The sequence below is a fragment of the Rhodococcus sp. NFXS4 genome, assembly GCF_058139645.1.
This window is the reverse complement of record NZ_CP192221.1, coordinates 601,410-617,416: the sequence shown is the minus strand read 5'-3', so window position 1 is coordinate 617,416 and position 16,007 is coordinate 601,410. Positions and strand designations below refer to the sequence as shown.

Sequence of the window (16,007 nt, the reverse complement as noted above, 5' to 3'; positions counted from 1 at the left end):
CCAGGCGTCTCTCGATCAGGTGAGGACGGCCGGCAGAAGCACTGCGGCAGCCATGAGGATGCCCGTGATCAGCACGATGGCGAGCAACCACAACTCACGTCGGCCACTGCTGCACTCGACGGTCTGCATACGAGTGCGAGGCGCCGTGGAACCGGCGGAGGTGGAGGAGAAATCGGCGGGCAACACTGTCTCCGTACTGATCAGAATGCTTGTGACAGTGGTCACGATACACCGATCGATGTTTGACGCAAAAAGACAGCCTGACCAGGCAGGACGGGCGTCTCAGGCGCCCGAGAAGCCGCTGGCGACGACGAGGACGACCACCACCACGGCAGACGTCAGGAGCAGCAAGGCGAACACCTCGGCGAGAGGGTTGCGGCGGTCGTTGGCGTCGTGCCCGACCGTCTGTCGTGGGGTCATGAAGATCCTCCGATCAGGGTGTGTCCGATCGTCAGAACCATAACGCCACTTCTGTAACTCAGGTCACATCTGTCACGGCGTGTCGCAGGTCAGCGCGGTGATCTCCGGGAGAGGAAGTACTCCGACGACTCGCGTCGATGCATCAGATACACCGCACCCGCAGCCGCGACGGCCTGCAGGATCCCGAGCACCGCGGTGACCAGGGCGATCGCGCCTCCGGAACCGAGGCCGAACAGCGTGGGAATCGTGGTGACGACGATGACCACGCCGATCGCCGTGAGAACCGCGCGCGCCCAGAGCTTCCCGGCCCGCATCTTTCGCACCACCAGGAGGACGAGCCCAGCGATCAGCACCCCGACGATCAACGACAACACCATGGCCACGACGAGCACGGTGTCCGCGGTCTCGGGCGGCAGTGCCAACGACGGGTCCTGCGCCTCGAGGTCCGTCAGGAACGCGTCGAGAAAAGCGTCACGATCGGTGAACAGGGAGTAGAGCCCGATAAGCATCGAGAGCAGACCGATGCCGATCACGCCGAACCACAGGTGGCGCGCCGTCTCGATGTCGACCGGCGCCTCGCTGTTCTCCGGTGACCGCATCGGCTGCATCGCACTCGGGGGCAGACCCTCGGGGTGCCAGTTGCCCTGCGGCTGCTGACCCCACTGCGGCTGCTGACCCCACTGCGGCTGACCCTGCGGATCGTGGGGGTCGTGGCGAGGGTCCTCCGGGTTGCCGCCCGGGCGCTGGTCGTTCACAGCCGCGTCGCGATCTCGGTGGCCCAGTAGGTGAGGACGATGTCGGCGCCGGCTCGGCGAATACTGGTGACGGACTCCATGATCGCCGCGTCGCGGTCGATCCACCCGTTCTGCGCGGCGGCGGTGATCATCGCGTACTCCCCCGAGATCTGATAGGCGGCGACGGGCACGGGCGACGCGTCGGCCACGTCGCGCAGGATGTCGAGGTAGCTCATCGCGGGCTTCACCATCACCATGTCGGCACCCTCGGCGATGTCGAGGTCGAGTTCGCGCATCGACTCGCGCCGATTGGCCGAATCCTGCTGATAGGTCCGGCGATCGCCGCGCAACGTAGACCCGACGGCCTCGCGGAACGGGCCGTAGAACGCGGAGGCGTACTTCGCCGTGTAGGCCAGCTGGCCCACGTCGGCGAATCCGGCGGTGTCGAGGCCCTCGCGGATCGCGCCGATCTGCCCGTCCATCATGCCGCTCGGGCCGAGCAGGTGAGCGCCCGATTCCGCCTGCGCCACAGCCATGTCCACGTAGCGCACCAGCGTCGCGTCGTTGTCGACGCTGCCGTCCGCGGCGAGGACGCCGCAGTGACCGTGGTCGGTGAACTCGTCGAGGCACGTGTCCGCCATCAGGACGGTGCTGTCGCCGAGGTCGTCTCGGAGCCGACGCAGACCTGTGTTCAAGATGCCGCCGGGATCCGAGGCCATCGACCCCTGTCCGTCCTTGTCCTCCGGACGCGGAACCCCGAAGAGCATCAGACCGCCGACTCCGGCCCGCACGGCCTCGTCGGCAGCGGCTGACAGCGAGTCCAGGGTGTGCTGGACGACGCCCGGCATGGAGCTGATCTCGCGCGGGGCGTCGAGGCCGTCGGCCACGAACATCGGCAGCACCAGGTGCCGCGGTTCGAGCGACGTCTCCGCCACCAACCGGCGGATGGCTGGGGTACGACGCAGTCGCCGGGGACGGTCTACGGGGAACACGGAACCCTCACTTCGTTCGGCCGTGCGCCCTTTGCGTATCCCTGGATGCGCAAAGGGCGCACGGGCGGGTCAGCGCCTACGAGACTTCTTGCGCGGAGGCGGCAGTGCACCCTCGGCGCGCAGTCGTGCAGCGTGCTCGGCCAGTGCCTCGACCAGCGGTCCGACCTGAGCCGTCTCGGGCTGCACGTCGACACGCAGGCCGAACTCGACGGCCGTCTCGGCGGTCTTCGGTCCGATGCACGCCACGAGGGTGCGCGCGTGCGGCTTGCCGGCGATGCCGACGAGGTTGCGCACGGTGGAGCTCGACGTGAAGCACACGGCGTCGAAGCCGCCGGTCTTGATCATCTCGCGGGTCTCGGCGGCCGGCGGCGCAGCGCGCACCGTGCGGTACGCGGTGACGTCGTCGATCTCCCAGCCGCGCTCGCGAAGGCCCTCGGCCAGAGTCTCGGTCGCGATGTCGGCGCGCGGCAGCAGGACCCGGTTGACTGGGTCGAAGACCTCGTCGTACGGCGGGAAGTCCTCGAGCAGCCCGGTGGAACTCTGCTCGCCGGACGGGACGAGCTCGGGGTTGATGCCGAACGAGCGGACCTTCTCGGCCGTCGCTTCGCCGACGCAGGCGATCTTGACGCCGGAGAACGCGCGAGCGTCGAGTCCGAACTCCTCGAACTTCTCCCACACCGCGCGCACCGCGTTGGTGGAGGTGAAGACGACCCACTGGTAGCGGCCGTCCACGAGGCCCTTGACCGAGCGCTCCATCTGCGCGGGGCTGCGCGGCGGCTCGACGGCGATGGTCGGCACCTCGATGGGGATGGCGCCGTGCGTCACCAGACGCTCGCTCATCTCGCCGGCCTGGTCCTTGGTGCGCGGCACGAGGACGGTCCAGCCGTACAGCGCGCGGCTCTCCCACCAGGACATCCGGCTGCGCTGCGAGACGACCTTGCCGACCGTGACGATGAGTGATCCCACAAGCTCGGATCCCGCGTCGTTCAGCGTCGCGAGGGTCGCCTCGACGGTGCGCTGCTGACGCGTCGTACCGCGGACGGTGATGGCGACAGGCGTCTGCGGGGCCAGGCCGTGCTCGACGAGCGCGCTGGCGGTCTCGGCGAGGTGGCCGGACGTCGCGTGCAGGACGAGCGGTCCGGGTGCCGCGGCGAGCGACGCCCAGTCGACGTCGCCCCGGACGTCCGCCTCGGTGTGCTCGGAGCCCAGTGCCATGCCGGCGTAGCTCGGCACCGCGGACCCCGCGGGAAGGCCGGGAACGACCTCGAACTGCACCTGGGTCCGCGCCACGGCGGTGACCTCGGCGATGACGGAGTCTGTGGTCAGCGGGTCACCCGAGACGAGCCGCACCACGTCGTGGCCGTTCTTCGCCTCGGCGACCAGCGTCTTGGCCACCTCGGCGGGCTCGCCGAGCGCCGGACGCACGTCCACGCCGTTCTCACCCGTCTCGGCGTCGGCCGGGACTGCGGTGCCCACCAGGGCGATGACACCCTTGTCGACGTCGGGATCGGTGAAGGCCATCTCGGCGATCGCCAGCGCGTCCCTCGCCCGGACGGTGAGCAGGGCCGGGTCGCCCGGTCCGGAGCCCACGAACAGGATCCGTCCCGGGGTGTTCTTGCGGACTCGGCTCATGATTCGTTCTCCAGTGCAGTCTGTTCCGCGTACTTGTCGCGGAAGCGGATCTCGATCTCGGTGGCGGGACCCCGCTTGGGGATCAACCGCGATGTGGCGATGCGCTCGTACCGTCCCGGACGGGGTGTCACGCGTCGCCCGGGCAGGCCGCCACGTCTGTGTCGGCTCGCGGTCCCGACGACGCTCAGCGCCCTCTGCTCACGCATCGATCGACTCGCCTTTCTCGGTACCGCCCGGTCTCTGGGTCGAGGCGGCGGTGGACGAACTGGAGGGCTCGGTGACGGCGACCAGGTCTCTGGCGCCGAGTTCGAGAAGTTCACGGGCGACACGGCGGCCGATGCCGTCGGCGTCGTCGACGGGCCCCACTGCGGAGGCTCGGATCACGTCGGAGCCGTCCACCGCGGCGGCGCAGCCGCGCAGGGACAGTTCCTCGAAGACTCGGCCGTCCTCGTCGATGGACTCGACGACCTCGGCGATGGCCCCGACCGGAGCGGTGCAGCCGGCCTCGAGCTCGGCGAGCAGGGCCCGCTCCGCCGTCACCGAGGCGCGCGCCGCGGGATCGTCGAGGGTCGCGAGCACGGAGGCCAGATCGTGGTCGTCGGAGCGGCACTCCACTGCGAGTGCCCCCTGAGCGGGAGCCGGCAGGAACTGCACCGGCTCGAGAGCCTCGGTGACGACGTCCAGACGGTCGATCCGCGCCAGTCCGGCACGGGCCACGACGACGGCGTCGAGCTCACCCTTGGTGACCTTGCCGATGCGGGTGTCGAGGTTGCCACGCAGGGGCTGCACGTCCAGGCCGAGGCCGAGTGCGCGCAGCTGGGCGATACGCCGCGGTGCGGACGTGCCGACGGTGGAACCGGCGGGCAGTTCGCCGAGCACCAGTCCGTCGCGCGCCACCAGGGCGTCACGCGCGTCCTCGCGCTGCGGGATCGCGCCGATGGTGAAACGCTCGTCCTCCGCCGTCGGAAGATCCTTGTAGGAGTGCACGGCGACGTCGATGGTCTTGTCCGCCAATGCTTCCCGGAGGGCGGCGGTGAAGACGCCCACGCCGATCTCCTGCACCGGTGCGGCCGACTTGTCGCCCGCGGTGGTCACGACGACCAGCTCGGTGCGGACACCGGCGGCCGTGATGGCAGCGCGGACGGTCTCGGCCTGCGTCGTGGCGAGCAAGCTGCCGCGGGTACCGATACGCACCACGCGATCACCCAGCGCAGCGGCGTTCGCGATCATTCCGTACCCCGCTCGTGGGAGAGGGTGAAGTCGTCCGCGAGGGCGGCGGTGGGATTGTCCGTGTCTACGGCGGTGGCGACCTCCATCGGCGACGCGACGGCCTGCACCGTGCTCGGCGAGAGCTCGAAGAGCTCCCGGAGCGCCTCGGCGTAGGAGTCGCCGCCCGGCGTGGTGGCCAACTGCTTCACGCGCACGGTGGGCGCGTGCAGCAGCTTGTCGACGACGCGGCGCACGGTGCGGGCAACCTCGTCGCGCTGCGGGTCGGCCAGATCGGGCAGTCGCGAGTCGAGCCGCATGAGCTCCGACTCGACGACCTCGGCGGCCCGCTGACGCAGCGCCGTGACGGTCGGGGTGACCTCGGCGAGGCGCTGTCCGGACAGGTAGGAGGCGAGCTCGGCGGCCACGATGTCGCGGGCCGCACGCTCGTCGGACGCCGCGGCGCCGGCCGCGGGATCGTGCTGCAGCGACTCCATGTCCAGGACGGTCACGCCGGGCAGGCCGGCGACGGCGTGCTCGACGTCGCGGGGCAGGCCCAGGTCGCAGATCACCAGCGGGCGAGCCTGCGTGTCGCGCTGCGCGAGCGCACGATGGGCGTCGGCGATGGTCACGACGGCACCCACCGCACCGGTACAGGTGACGAGGATGTCGGCGTCCGCCACCGTCGCGGAGAGCTGGTCGAGTGTGATCGCGAACGACGTCACGCCGCCCGCGGCCGCGGTCTCGGACAGGTGCTGCGCGCGGCTCTGGGTGCGGTTCGCGACCGCGATGCTGCCGATGCCGGTGCGCGTCAGATGAGCGACGGAGAGACCGCCCATCGCGCCGGCGCCGAGCACGACGGCCTTCTTGCCCGCGAGACCACCGAGCACGTCGGAGGCGCGATCGAGCGCGACGGAGACCACGGAGGCTCCCGCCTTGTCGATGCCCGTCTCCGAGTGGACCTTCTTGCCCACGCGCAGCGCCTGCTGCGCCAGCTCGTGGAGCGCGCGGCCGGATGCCTGCTGAGCGTCCGACGCCGCGTAGGCGGCACGGATCTGCCCGAGGATCTGCTGCTCACCGATCACCATCGAGTCGAGTCCGCCGGCGACGGCGAACAGGTGCTCGGCCGCGGCCTCGCTGTAGCGCACATAGGCGTACTTCGTGAGCTCGGCGAGCTCGAGACCAGAGTGCTCGGACAACAGTGCACCGAGATCGGTCAGGGCGCCGTGGAAGGCGTCGACCACCGCGTACACCTCGACGCGGTTGCACGTCGAGACGATCATGACCTCGGAGACATGCGGCGACATCATGATCTCGTCGGTCAGTTTCGGGCGTTCCGTGTCGCTGACGGCGATACGTTCGAGCACCGAGACGGGAGCGCTTCGATGCGAAATCCCGAGGAGAAGGACACTCACGGTGCTATCACCGATCCGTTTCTACTAGCGGGGGTGACCGTCCGGGGATCACGACAGACCGGGCGGGCGGGACGGATGCGCGGTGCCTTGTGGGCGTTCGCGAACGAGAGGACCTGCAGCTCCACGGCGAGATCGACGCGGCGGAGATCGACGTGCGGGGGCGTCACCGGATCGGTGGACGCGAAACTGAGGATGCAGTCGATGTCGGCCTCGACGAGGGCGTCGACGGCGGACTGGGCGGCAGCGTCCGGCGTGGCGACGACGCCGACGGTGGCGCCGAGCTCGGCGGCGACCTCGACCAGCCGATCGACGTGCAGAACGGTGAGCTGCGAGTAGCCGTCGTCGGCGTTGCCGACGGTGATCTCACGGCCCACGACGGCCGGATCGCTGTCGAACAGGGCGACCATCGTGAAACCGCGACGACTGAACCCGTCGTACCCGACCAGTGCGGTGCCGAGGTTGCCGGTGCCCACCAGCACGACGCGGTGACCGCGATCCAGACCGAGCGCCAGCTCGATGCGCGCCCGCAGGCGAGCGACGTCGTATCCCACTCCGCGCACACCCATCGGGCCGAGGAACGAGAGGTCCTTGCGCAGCGTGGCCGAACCGACCCCGGCGGCCGTCGCGAGGTCCTCGCTCGAGACGATCATCACTCGGGTGTCGGTCAGCGAACTCAGTACCCGGAGATACCCCGCGAATCGGGTGACCGTAGCCTGGGGCACAGCGCGAGAGACCGCACCACCGTCACGAGACACAGCACCACCGTCGCGGCCGGAGTCGGACACCGCGCCGGAGCGCGCGATACCGACGCCGGGCAGGCGGCGTTGTGAGGTCACGTCGAAGGCTCCTCGTCCGACGGCACGCCTGATGACAGGCATGCGGTCTCCACGGTCATCCGAGGATCGGCGGGCCACGCACAGGACCGTGGTACCTGTGACGCAGGGTTCGTCGCCGACCCCTTTCTTCTCTCCACGGTAACCTCTCGTGGAGGGATGAACAAAGTCGCCGACCCGTGTAGTACGATCCCGCGCCCGGTGATCCGACGGCCGCGCGCACCGACGGTGACGAGCGGCCCGGGTCAGTTCTCCAGATCGCGCCGCAGCCGGGGCACGTCGACGTCCCAGTAGCTGTGTTCGCGGCCGTCCAGCAGCACCACCGGCAGCCGGTCCCCGTACTCCGCCCGCAGGTCAGGGTCCTGCGCGGCCACCGCGTCGACGTCGACCGACTCGCAGGCCACGCCGTACTCCGCACACAGGGGAACGAGCACGCGCAGGGCGGCGTCGCACGCCCCGCATCCGGCGCGTGTCAGCAACGTCACGGTGCGTACCGGGCTGGTCATGAGTCGAGTGTCTCACCGCCTCGCGCACGCGGTTAGGGTGGATCGGCAGGACCGGGACGGCCCGCGCCCGTGGGACGACCGGTCGAGGTGGGGAGGTGCACCGTGCCCGATCAGCATGATCCGGACGACGCACATGCTGCTGTCACGCCCGATTCGGAACTCACCGAGTCGCCCGAGGTGATGGACGAGTCGCGGGAACGTCGACTCGTCGACCCGGAGGCGGCCGAGAAGCAGGTCCGTCGACGGATCCGCAATCCCCTCGGCCCCACCGCCGCCCAGATCCGCGCCAAGCTCGCCGGCGAGGCGAGCGCCGATGCCGCCATCGCGCTGCAGGCCGAGAGCGCCGAGGCCGCCGACGACCACGTCAGTACGGTTCCGCGTGATCTCACTGCCGCCGCGTTCTTCGACGTCGACAACACGATGGTGCAGGGCGCGTCGATCATCCACTTCGCCCGCGGGCTCGCGGCCCGCAAGTACTTCACGTCCAAGGACGTCTCCGAGTTCGCCTGGCAGCAGATCAAGTTCCGCGTGTCCGGCAAGGAGAACCTGGGCGACGTCAGCACCGGCCGCGAGAAGGCACTGTCCTTCGTCGAGGGCCGCTCGACCGCGGAGATCGTGCGGCTCGGCGAGGAGATCTTCGACGAGATCATCGCCGACCGCATCTGGGCCGGCACCCGTGCTCTCGCGCAGATGCACCTCGACGCCGGCCAGCAGGTGTGGCTCGTCACCGCCACCCCGGTGGAGCTGGCGTCCATCATCGCCAAACGCCTCGGCCTGACCGGCGCGTTGGGCACCGTCGCCGAGAGCAAGGACGGCGTCTTCACCGGGCGCCTCGTCGGCGACATCCTGCACGGTCGCGGCAAGGCCCACGCCGTGCGGACCCTCGCCGTGCGCGAGGGCCTCGACCTGCGACGCTGCACCGCCTACTCCGACAGCCACAACGACGTACCGATGCTGTCCCTCGTCGGGACGGCCGTCGCGGTCAATCCCGACGCGGACCTGCGCGAGCTCGCGAAGAACCGCGGGTGGGAGATCCGCGACTTCCGCACCGGCCGCAAGGCCGCCAAGATCGGCGTCCCCACCGCTCTCGCACTCGGTGCCGTCGGCGGCGGCGTCGCCGCGGTGCTCGGCCGACGCAACGTATGAACCGACCGGCCTCCGGCCTACCCGCCACCCGACCGGCCTCCGGCCTACCCGCCACCCGACCGGCCTCCGGCCTACCTGTGAGAGCAGTCGTCATCGGTGCGGGTGTCGGCGGACTCGCCACCGCCGCCCGCCTGGCCCACCGCGGTGTCGAGACCGTCGTGCTCGAGCAGTCGCACGATCTGGGCGGGAAGCTCGGGATCGTCCGGCGGGACGGCTTCTCGTTCGACACCGGGCCGTCACTGGTCACCATGCCGCACGTGTTCGACGATCTCTTCGCGCAGACCGGTGGGCCGACGGACCTCACGTTCGACCGGCTCCCGGTCGCGTGTCGCTACCGCTTTCCCGACGGCACCGAGCTGGACATGCCCGGTCACGCGGAGGAGATCCCCGCCGCTCTGGACTCGGCGCTCGGAGCCGGTGCCGGTGCGCAGTGGTCCCGGTTCTCCGAGCGTGCCGAGCAGATCTGGGACGCCACCCACGAGGCGTTCCTCGAATCGCCCATCGGCCCCCGCGAACTGGTGTCGTTGTCGCGACGGGTGGGCGACCTCCGCACCATCAGCCCGTGGTCGTCGCTGCGTGATCTGGGTCGGCAGTACCTCACCGATCCGCGACTCGCGATGATGCTCGACCGCTACGCCACCTACACCGGCTCGGATCCGCGGCGCGCCCCGGCGGCCCTGGCCACGGTGCCGCACGTCGAGCAGCGCTGGGGATCGTGGCACGTTCCCGGTGGGCTGCACCGCATCGCCGAGGCGATCGCCGACCGCGCGACATCGCTCGGAGCGGAGATCCGCACGGGTGTCACGGTGACCGGCGTGCGTGTCGAGAACGGACGCACCACCGGCGTCGACACCACACACGGACCCGTCGCGGCCGACATCGTCGTCGCGAACGCCGATGCCGAGCAGGTCTACCGGTCTCTGGTCCCCGCCACGCGGCGCACCGCGCTCGCCCGGCGGCGCCTCGACGCGACCACCGCGAGCCTGTCCGGCTTCGTGATCCTGCTGGCTCTGCGGGGCCGCGACGCCGACACCCCGCACCACCGGGTGCTGTTCCCGGACGACTACGACGCCGAGTTCGACGCCGTCTTCGGCACCCGCACGCGGCCGGCGCACCCCGCCGACGCCCCGACCGTCTATGTCAGCGCCCCCGACGATCCGGCTCTGCGCCCGGACGACGACACCGAGGCCTGGTTCGTCCTGGTGAACGCCGCGCGACACGGCACCGGTTCCTCGGCACTGGTCGACTGGGACGCTCCCGAACTGTCGGAGGGCTACGCCGACCGCATCCTCGACGTCATGGCGGCGCGCGGAGTGGACGTGCGCGAGCGGGTGCTGTGGCGGGAGATCATCTCGCCGGCAGATCTGATGCGCCGCACCATGACTCCGGGCGGGTCCATCTACGGAACGTCGTCCAACGGGGCGACGGCCGCGTTCCTGCGCCCCGCCAATCGCTCGCCGATCCCCGGCCTTTTCCTGGTCGGTGGATCGTCGCATCCCGGCGGCGGACTCCCGTTGGTGACGCTCTCGGCACAGATCGTCGACGAGCTGATCGCCGACGTCCTCTAGCCGAGGAAGACGTTCCGGCGACGGGTCAGCAGCCGGTAGAGCGTCTGCTGGATCGTCTCGCGCACGCGGTCGGTGACCTCGAACAGTTCCATCGGGTCGTCGGCGGCGGACGGCTCGTAGGACGTGGTCTCGATGGGCTCGCCGAACTCGATGTACCACTTCGACGGCAGCGGGACGAGACCCAGCGGACCGAAGTGCGGGAACAGCGGCGTGACCGGGAAGTACGGCATGCCGAGGACTCGTGCGAGCGTCGTCAGGTCACCGATCTTCGGGTAGATCTCCTCGGACCCGACGATCGAGCACGGGATGATGGGCGTCTGGGTGCGCAGCGCGGCGGAGACGAAGCCACCGCGGCCGAAACGCTGCAGCTTGTAGCGCTCACTGAACGGCTTGCCGATGCCCTTGAACCCCTCCGGGAACACCGCCACGACCTCGCCGCCACGCAGCAGTCGCTCGGCGTCGGGTTGGCAGGCCAGGGTGTGGCCGGCGCGGCGCGCGATGCTGCCGACCAGCGGGGTCTCGAACGCGAGGTCCGCGGCGAGCATGCGCAGCGCGCGGTGCTGCGGGTGGTGATCCCGCATGGCGACCGAGGCCATGAGTCCGTCGATCGGGATGACACCCGCGTGGTTCGAGACCACCAGGGCGCCGCCCTCGGCGGGCACGTTCTCGATCCCGCGCACCTCTACGCGGAACCACTTCTCGAACAGCGGTCGCAACGCCGGAAGCCAGACGGAATCGGCGAAGTGGGGATCGTAACCGAACTCGTCGACCTCGTAGTCGCCCGACAGGCGTGTCCGCAGGAAGTCTGCTCCCCCGGCGACACGGTCGACGAGCGCACGCCGTACCGACTCGACGGCCGACGGGAACTCGCCGACGTCCGGCGTCGCATGCGGTGCTGCCGTCTCGGGCACGACCAGAGGCGTCGGCGCCTCGACACTCGGCACCATCGAGGGCGAGGGCGACGGGGACGCGTAGGACGAGGGGTGCCGACCGCGGACGTCCGCCGGGTCACTGCCGGCGCGTGGCCCACCGTCGGGCGTGGACTGCCGGAGGCGATCGAACGACTTACCGTGCAGCGGAATCACTTTGGCCACGTCGTTCACCTTCCCGCTCCGGCCGGCAACGACACGGGCGACGGGTGCGCCCCGGAGGTTGCACCGCCCAACAGTCCGATGACGCGATTCTCGATCGCGTCGACCCATTCACGCCGGATCACCGGCGTCAGCGCGACTCCGCGCACGAAGTCGTCGAACGCCTGCACGGTGGTCCACCGTGGGGTGAATCCGAGGACGTTCTTCATCCGGGTGGTGTCCACCCCGCATCCGAAGTTGAAGTAGTCGAGCTGCTCCGCCGAGAAGTCGCGCATCAGCGATCCCATCACCGCCTTGCCGGTGGTGCGGAACAGGGCCATGGGCACCGGCAGCTCCACGCGGCCGGCTCGGCGGATGGCCTGCGACAGCATGATGATGCCGTCGGCCGCGATGTTGAAGGTGCCCGCGGGGCCGGCCAACGTGGCGCGTTCGAGTGCGGAGAGCGCGTCCTCCTCGTGCAGCAACTGCATGCGCGCATCGCGACCGAGGATCGACGGTGTGACCGGCGAGGTGAGGTAGCGCGAGACGGATCCGTTCAACCGGGGTCCGATCATGGGGGCGTTGCGCAGGATGCTGACGTCGATGTCCGGACGACGACGGCCCAGCCCACGGGCGTAGCCCTCGGTCTCGATGGCGTCGCGGGCGAAGCCGCCCTGCGGACGTGACCGCGCGCCCATCTCCTCGGTGAACTGCGCCGGATCCTTCGCACTGCAGCCGTACACCGCCGTCGACGAGCGCAGCACCACGTGCCGCACCGTCGGCGACTTCTGGCAGACGGCGAACAGCTGCATCGCCCCGAGCACGTTGAGGTCCTTCATCACCGTGCGGCCACCGCCGCTGGGCGGCCGGGACAGCAGCGACGCGTGCACGACGGTGTCGACGCCCGCGCTGCGGATGACCTTGCCGATCAACGGGTTACGGATGTCCGCCCGCACGAATTCGGCGCGACCCATCCGCCGGATCATGTCCTTGGTGGGTGCCACGGCATCGACGGCGACGACCCGCTCGATCGACGGGTTCTGCGCCAGTCGCATGGTGAGGTATCCGCCCAGGAATCGGCTCGCTCCCGTGACGAGCACGACGCGTGGAGCGTCGCGCCCGGTGTCGTCAGAGCTCACCAGACCCCCTCGGTTTCTCCCGTGGCCACCGCTCGCGCGGCGCCGCACACGCCATGGTGTCACGAACCCCGCGTGCGCGCTCCGGCACGAGAAGAACCGGCACGCGACACCCGCGGGACCGGATACGACAACGCCCGCGAGGACGGTCGAAACTCGATCCTCACGGGCGGAAGTCGTCGCGATCCCTAGCGGATCACTTACCCAATTTCCTGCGCTGAACGCGGGTGCGGCGAAGCAGCTTGCGGTGCTTCTTCTTCGACATGCGCTTGCGACGCTTCTTGATCACTGAACCCATGCGGGTGTCCTCGCGTTCTTTCGTCTCTGTACAGCTGCACTGCTGATACCGCTGCTGGTGCTGTTCGGTCGTCGGCGGACACGGCAGTGACGGGACTGCGCGCTCACGCGACTCACCCCCATCATACCCAGCTCACACGACCACCCTCGACCGGCCTCCGCAGCAGCGGCGCACGCCCGAACCGTCCGATTCCGGTGAACCGTGCCGATGCCCTTCCCCGGGCATGCACCGTTCCACGTGGAACAGACGGGACGAGGCGTGCGTCAGCCTGCGTCGAAGTAGGACGTCTCCAGGTAGTCGTGCACCGCCTTCGCATGCACTCGGAACGAACGGCCCACACGAACGGCGGGCAGCTCGCCACCGTGCACCAGGCGGTACACGGTCATCTTGGACACCCTCATCAGTGAGGCAACTTCTGCCACCGTGAGGAACTGGGTTCCGGCCACAGCCGGTTGGCCGTCGTGGGACGAGCTCTTGCTCGACCCGGACGGCTTGTTGACGGATTCCATAAATCCACATACCTCCGGCACGCCCGCGCTGCCGGCTTCCCCTCCGGCAGAACAGACACGCACGTGCTGCAGCGAGCTTAGCGGGACTCGAGTGACAAAAGCGACGGGTGGGGGGACCAATATTTATTCGACCGGTGAACCGAGAGCCGTTCCCCGCGCCTTGGCGGCGTCGATCGCGTCGAGAAGCGCAGCTCGGAAGCCCTTTCGCTCCAGCTGGGCGATGGCCGCCGCCGTGGTGCCGCCGGGAGACGTCACACCGGCGCGGAGCTCCTGCGGTGACTCGTCCGAGCGATCGAGCATCGCCGCGGAGCCCACCATCGTCTGGACGACCAGTGTCGTGGCGGTGTCGCGAGGCAGTCCGAGACCCACGGCGGCGTCGATCATGGCCTCGGCCATGAGGAAGAAGTAGGCGGGTCCGGATCCGGAGACGGCGGTGACCGCGTCGATCTTGTCCTCGGACACGACGGCCGTCTTCCCGACGGTGCCGAGCAGCTTGCGCACCGTCTCGATGTGCTCCGAGCGGGCATGGCGGCCGGGGGCCAGCACGCTCATCGCCTCGCCCACCAACATCGGGGTGTTGGGCATGACACGGACGATCGGGATGCCCGCGGGCAGCTTCGGCTCGTAGCGCGACGCGGTGACGCCGGCGGCCATCGTCACGATGATCTGCTCGCGCTCCCCGTTGAGCTCGGCCTTGGACATCTGGGTGATCACCGAGTCGACGTCGTCGGGCTTCACCGCGACGACGATGACGTCGGCGCCCTCGATCGCGTCGATCACGCTGGTGGTCCGAATGCCGAACTGGGTGGCCACCGCGTCCGCGCGGGCCGGGTACTTCTCCGCCAGCACCACGTTGCCGGTGGGCAACCCGCCCTCGATCAGTCCTGCGATCAACGCCTCACCGATCCGGCCGCCGCCGATCACCGCAATTCTCGTCATGCGCTCAGCGTGCCATGCCGCGGGTGGCGATCGGCAGGGTGTCGCGGTCCCTCGGTCGGGCTCAGGTCGCGAGCGGCACCATGGCCAGCTGTCGGCTCTGCACCACCACGGCACCGGTGGAGTCGACGATGGTGTGGTCCTCCTCGAACCAGGAACCGCCGAGCACGGTGCTCGACGACTTCACGCGCAGCCAGCCGGGTGCCGGGGTGTGACGCAGGTACGTCGTGAGCTGGACCGTCGGAGCCCAGCCGAAGAGGCCGCGATTCATCGTCACAGGCGGGCAGATGTCGCCGGCCATGATGGCGAACAGCGCCGCGGTGACGGGATCGTTCTCGTCGTCGGGCCGCGGCCGGACCCACATGCGGATCTCCGCCGACCCCTGCGCGCCGGTCAGGAAGTGCGCGGCGGTGGGATCGAGACGCATGTCGCAGCCCGTCGCGACGTGGACGACGTCCGCCATCGGGTGACCGGGCGCCACTCGAGCGGCCGAGTCCGGCGGCTCGACGGCCATGTCGAGGACCGACGCCAGGGACGACTCGTGCTCCTGGTGCACGGGCGCTCCGCTGTCCGGCGTGCCGAGCGTGACCACGCTCCGCACCGCGGGACGACCGTTCTGCAGCAACACCGCGTCGACGTGCACCACGCGCCGACCACGCTTGAGCACCGTCGTCTCGACCGTCACCGGGCCGGGATCGGGCGCCGCGAGGTAGCTGGCGCTGACTGCGAGCGGAGTGAGCTCGATCGGGTCGTCGTCCAGCGCGAGACGCTGAGTGGCGGCCGCGGCACAGACACTCATCATGGCGCCGCCGTGCACCTTGGGGCCGATGGTCCACGTCGGGTCGATGCTGCCCTCGAACAGATCCGTGTCGGTGCGATCGAGTGTGGTGAGGGTGCGGAACGGGGCGTCGGTCACTGGTCGCTCGAATCTGTCGTCGGGTGGGGCCGGTCGGGAAGGCCGGTCGGGGCGAAGTGCTGCTGGGCGAGGTCGTGGTGCGCGAGGCGGCGCAGGGCGGTGACCACCGGTTCGTAGAGCACCGTCCCGAGGACGGCGAAGCGCACGGCGGCGCGTGGCTCGGTGTGGTCGAGCACCCGCGCCCACTCCCCCTCCGCGATCACGCGCACGGCACGGGCGTACGCGACGACGTCGTCGTCGGATAGCGGGACGCCCGCAGCGTCGGCGGCGGCGAGGGAGTGGTCGAGCTGACGAGCTGCCGAACTGTCGGTCGGGAGATCGGCGGCGGCGTGGCCGAGCCGTTCCAGGATCCGCGAGGTACGCGGCGCCGGACCCGGGTCGACTCCGTCCTGCCCCGCGTCGTCGAGGTAGGGCGGGAGCGCACCGAGTGCCCGGCTCATCGCGGGATGGACGTCGCCGGTCGCCTCGTCGAGGGCCGCGAGCACCGTCCTGATCCGTCCGAGAGGAAGGGAGGCGCCGGTCAGGGCCTTGATCAACCGGAGGCGGTCGAGGTGTTCGTCGGTGTACTCGGACACCGTCGCCGCGCCGACCCCGGGCATGAGGAGCCCTTCGCGGAGGTAGAACTTGATCGTGGGTCGCGGGACCCCGGATCGTTCGACCAGCTCGGACATGCGCACCGGTCGAACTCTA

19 protein-coding genes are annotated in these 16,007 nt (G+C 69.9%); 2 read left to right on the top strand and 17 right to left on the bottom strand.

Annotated features, from left to right (window positions below; translation table 11 throughout):
• Positions 1-15: 15 nt before the first annotated feature.
• From J4E04_RS03010 to J4E04_RS02965, 10 genes are all read right to left on the bottom strand, one after another.
• Positions 16-225: a hypothetical protein gene (locus J4E04_RS03010; RefSeq protein WP_027504511.1), complete on the bottom strand. Its 210-nt coding sequence runs from the start codon at positions 223-225 to the stop codon at positions 16-18.
• Between the two features lie 57 nt (positions 226-282).
• The gene (locus tag J4E04_RS03005; protein WP_155956937.1) at positions 283-420 is read right to left on the bottom strand and encodes a hypothetical protein; all 138 of its coding nucleotides are present in this window, start codon (positions 418-420) and stop codon (positions 283-285) included.
• An 89-nt stretch (positions 421-509) separates the two neighbouring features.
• Entirely contained in the window at positions 510-1,175 is a 666-nt protein-coding gene (locus J4E04_RS03000; RefSeq protein WP_222631898.1) for a DUF5336 domain-containing protein, read from the bottom strand.
• The gene (gene hemB, locus J4E04_RS02995) at positions 1,172-2,146 is read right to left on the bottom strand and encodes a porphobilinogen synthase (RefSeq protein ID WP_490149859.1); all 975 of its coding nucleotides are present in this window, start codon (positions 2,144-2,146) and stop codon (positions 1,172-1,174) included. The genes J4E04_RS03000 and hemB overlap by 4 nt, the downstream gene beginning before the upstream one ends.
• 69 nt (positions 2,147-2,215) lie before the next feature.
• A complete protein-coding gene (locus J4E04_RS02990) occupies positions 2,216-3,778 on the bottom strand; it encodes a bifunctional uroporphyrinogen-III C-methyltransferase/uroporphyrinogen-III synthase (protein ID WP_027504509.1) in 1,563 nt (520 codons plus the stop codon).
• Positions 3,775-3,984 carry a hypothetical protein gene (locus J4E04_RS02985; protein ID WP_155956936.1) on the bottom strand — a complete coding sequence of 70 codons (210 nt, stop codon included), beginning with the start codon at positions 3,982-3,984 and terminating at the stop codon, positions 3,775-3,777. Before J4E04_RS02985 ends, J4E04_RS02990 begins: the two co-directional genes overlap by 4 nt.
• On the bottom strand, positions 3,977-4,975 hold the full coding sequence (gene hemC, locus J4E04_RS02980) for a hydroxymethylbilane synthase (RefSeq protein ID WP_027504508.1): 999 nt from the start codon (positions 4,973-4,975) through the stop codon (positions 3,977-3,979). The genes J4E04_RS02985 and hemC overlap by 8 nt, the downstream gene beginning before the upstream one ends.
• A 29-nt stretch (positions 4,976-5,004) precedes the next feature.
• The gene (locus J4E04_RS02975) at positions 5,005-6,399 is read right to left on the bottom strand and encodes a glutamyl-tRNA reductase (protein WP_056441625.1); all 1,395 of its coding nucleotides are present in this window, start codon (positions 6,397-6,399) and stop codon (positions 5,005-5,007) included.
• Positions 6,396-7,277: a redox-sensing transcriptional repressor Rex gene (locus J4E04_RS02970; protein ID WP_037184687.1), complete on the bottom strand. Its 882-nt coding sequence runs from the start codon at positions 7,275-7,277 to the stop codon at positions 6,396-6,398. Before J4E04_RS02970 ends, J4E04_RS02975 begins: the two co-directional genes overlap by 4 nt.
• 200 nt (positions 7,278-7,477) lie before the next feature.
• Positions 7,478-7,738, bottom strand: a complete 261-nt coding sequence (locus J4E04_RS02965) for a glutaredoxin family protein (RefSeq protein WP_027504505.1) — start codon at positions 7,736-7,738, stop codon at positions 7,478-7,480.
• Between the two features lie 180 nt (positions 7,739-7,918).
• On the opposite strand from J4E04_RS02965, the gene J4E04_RS02960 reads away from it, so the two are divergent.
• Positions 7,919-8,884 carry an HAD family hydrolase gene (locus J4E04_RS02960; protein ID WP_222631034.1) on the top strand — a complete coding sequence of 322 codons (966 nt, stop codon included), beginning with the start codon at positions 7,919-7,921 and terminating at the stop codon, positions 8,882-8,884.
• A 77-nt stretch (positions 8,885-8,961) separates the two neighbouring features.
• Positions 8,962-10,452, top strand: coding sequence for a phytoene desaturase family protein (locus J4E04_RS02955; protein WP_490149858.1), 1,491 nt, complete (start codon positions 8,962-8,964; stop codon positions 10,450-10,452).
• Here the strand turns inward: J4E04_RS02955 and J4E04_RS02950 are convergent.
• The 7 genes from J4E04_RS02950 to J4E04_RS02920 all read right to left on the bottom strand — a co-directional run bounded on the left by J4E04_RS02950 (position 10,449) and on the right by J4E04_RS02920 (position 15,988).
• A complete protein-coding gene (locus J4E04_RS02950; protein ID WP_222638074.1) occupies positions 10,449-11,555 on the bottom strand; it encodes a lysophospholipid acyltransferase family protein in 1,107 nt (368 codons plus the stop codon). The genes J4E04_RS02955 and J4E04_RS02950 overlap by 4 nt on opposite strands.
• The gene (locus J4E04_RS02945; RefSeq protein ID WP_155956935.1) at positions 11,552-12,661 is read right to left on the bottom strand and encodes an NAD-dependent epimerase/dehydratase family protein; all 1,110 of its coding nucleotides are present in this window, start codon (positions 12,659-12,661) and stop codon (positions 11,552-11,554) included. Before J4E04_RS02945 ends, J4E04_RS02950 begins: the two co-directional genes overlap by 4 nt.
• 193 nt (positions 12,662-12,854) lie before the next feature.
• A complete protein-coding gene (locus J4E04_RS02940; protein ID WP_003402602.1) occupies positions 12,855-12,956 on the bottom strand; it encodes a 30S ribosomal protein bS22 in 102 nt (33 codons plus the stop codon).
• A 263-nt stretch (positions 12,957-13,219) separates the two neighbouring features.
• A complete protein-coding gene (locus J4E04_RS02935) occupies positions 13,220-13,465 on the bottom strand; it encodes a helix-turn-helix domain-containing protein (RefSeq protein ID WP_027504502.1) in 246 nt (81 codons plus the stop codon).
• 123 nt (positions 13,466-13,588) lie between these two features.
• A complete protein-coding gene (proC, locus tag J4E04_RS02930) occupies positions 13,589-14,404 on the bottom strand; it encodes a pyrroline-5-carboxylate reductase (RefSeq protein ID WP_056441616.1) in 816 nt (271 codons plus the stop codon).
• Positions 14,405-14,465: 61 nt separating this feature from the next.
• Positions 14,466-15,317 carry a thioesterase family protein gene (locus tag J4E04_RS02925; RefSeq protein WP_027504500.1) on the bottom strand — a complete coding sequence of 284 codons (852 nt, stop codon included), beginning with the start codon at positions 15,315-15,317 and terminating at the stop codon, positions 14,466-14,468.
• Entirely contained in the window at positions 15,314-15,988 is a 675-nt protein-coding gene (locus J4E04_RS02920; RefSeq protein WP_490150494.1) for a MerR family transcriptional regulator, read from the bottom strand. Before J4E04_RS02920 ends, J4E04_RS02925 begins: the two co-directional genes overlap by 4 nt.
• Positions 15,989-16,007: the final 19 nt, after the last annotated feature.

What these genes read in the sequence shown, in the direction of transcription:
- J4E04_RS03005 (WP_155956937.1), bottom strand. Translation starts at nt 420, where the DNA reads ATGACCCCACGACAGACGGTCGGGCACGACGCCAACGACCGCCGCAAC.
- J4E04_RS02990 (WP_027504509.1), bottom strand. Translation starts at nt 3,778, where the DNA reads ATGAGCCGAGTCCGCAAGAACACCCCGGGACGGATCCTGTTCGTGGGC.
- J4E04_RS02985 (WP_155956936.1), bottom strand. Translation starts at nt 3,984, where the DNA reads ATGCGTGAGCAGAGGGCGCTGAGCGTCGTCGGGACCGCGAGCCGACAC.
- J4E04_RS02970 (WP_037184687.1), bottom strand. Translation starts at nt 7,277, where the DNA reads ATGCCTGTCATCAGGCGTGCCGTCGGACGAGGAGCCTTCGACGTGACC.
- J4E04_RS02965 (WP_027504505.1), bottom strand. Translation starts at nt 7,738, where the DNA reads ATGACCAGCCCGGTACGCACCGTGACGTTGCTGACACGCGCCGGATGC.
- J4E04_RS02960 (WP_222631034.1), top strand. Translation starts at nt 7,919, where the DNA reads ATGGACGAGTCGCGGGAACGTCGACTCGTCGACCCGGAGGCGGCCGAG.
- J4E04_RS02940 (WP_003402602.1), bottom strand. Translation starts at nt 12,956, where the DNA reads ATGGGTTCAGTGATCAAGAAGCGTCGCAAGCGCATGTCGAAGAAGAAG.
- J4E04_RS02935 (WP_027504502.1), bottom strand. Translation starts at nt 13,465, where the DNA reads ATGGAATCCGTCAACAAGCCGTCCGGGTCGAGCAAGAGCTCGTCCCAC.
- proC (WP_056441616.1), bottom strand. Translation starts at nt 14,404, where the DNA reads ATGACGAGAATTGCGGTGATCGGCGGCGGCCGGATCGGTGAGGCGTTG.
- J4E04_RS02920 (WP_490150494.1), bottom strand. Translation starts at nt 15,988, where the DNA reads ATGTCCGAGCTGGTCGAACGATCCGGGGTCCCGCGACCCACGATCAAG.